Below are 1,249 nucleotides of genomic sequence, written 5' to 3'. Positions count from 1 at the left end.
TGCAGTGGTCTAATTTCCTCGGACAGGTCGATAGGGTGACAATCCATATCGACGAGGAAACAGATGACAAGACAACGCCGACAATTTGATGCCAGCTTCAAGCTGGAAGTAGTACGGATGGTGAAAGACCAGGGTCTATCGGTGGGCGAGGTTTGCCGGACGATGGAGCTTGGAGAGACGGCAGTGCGGCGATGGCTGGCGCAGTACGATTCGGAACTGGCGGGCGGTGCAGGGATTGGCAAGCCGCTGACGGCAGAGCAGCAGCGCATTCGGCAGTTGGAGGCTGAGAACCGGCAGTTGCGGGAGGACAATAGCATCCTAAAAAAGGCCTCGGCCTTCTTTGCACGAGAACTCAAGTGAGTTATCGGGTGGTAACCCACCTGCAAGAGAAGGCTGTCTCCGTCAGTTCGGCGTGCCGGCTGTTGGGCGTCAGTCGAGCTGGCTACTACGCTCACCGGCGCGCCTTGCCGGGTGCGCCGAAGTTGCGACAGCAGGCCCATGTTAAAGCGGCCTTTGCGGCCAGCGGCGCCAGCTATGGCAGCCGGAGACTGATGCATGCGGTGCGGGCCCAGGGGATCAAAATCGGCCGTCAGCGGGTCCGTACGGTGATGCGGGAGGCTGGGCTGCGTGCGACCTGGAAGCGCAAGTTTGTCGCGACGACCGACAGCAAACATGATCAACCAGTCGCAGAAAATGTGCTGGATCGGCAGTTCGGTGTGTCGCAGGCAAACCGGGCCTGGGTCTCGGATATCACGTATATCCGCACCGCCCAGGGCTGGTTGTACTTGGCAGTGGTGCTGGATCTGTACTCACGCAAGGTAGTCGGCTGGGCCATGGCACCGGCCATGCCGACAGCCCTGGTCATGTCCGCGCTGGAGATGGCGCTACAGCAGCGTCGGCCGGCGCGGGGGCTGGTGCTCCACTCGGATCGAGGGAGTCAGTACGCCAGCGCCGAGTACCAGGCCATGCTGGCACGCCACGGCATCGTTTGCAGCATGAGCCGCAAAGGCAACTGCTGGGATAACTCGCCGATGGAGCGCTTCTTCCTGAACCTGAAGATGGAGCGGGTGTGGCAGCGGCGCTATGCCAATCACGCGGAGGCACGACGTGACATTACCCAGTACATCGTGGGCTTCTACAACCCTGTCCGCTTGCACTCAACCCTCGGCTATGTCTCGCCTACCGCTTATGAGGCCAAGCCAACAGCAAAACAACCTATCAGCCTGTCCGAAAAAACTTGACCACTACA

Annotated in this window: 1 protein-coding gene; it reads left to right on the top strand. The window is 60.4% G+C overall.

The genetic code is table 11. The features are described 5' to 3' along the window. Positions 1-63 precede the first annotated feature (63 nt). Positions 64-1,241, top strand: a protein-coding gene (locus ACYP5B_RS05070) for an IS3 family transposase (RefSeq protein WP_459568800.1) whose coding sequence is annotated in 2 segments (ribosomal slippage) — positions 64-331 and positions 331-1,241 — 1,179 coding nt in all. Because the reading frame shifts where the segments join, the coding sequence is not laid out codon by codon here. The last annotated feature ends 8 nt before the right edge of the window (positions 1,242-1,249 follow it).

Source organism: Cupriavidus sp. 8B (assembly GCF_054589115.1).
This window is presented reverse-complemented; position numbering and strand designations above follow the sequence as displayed.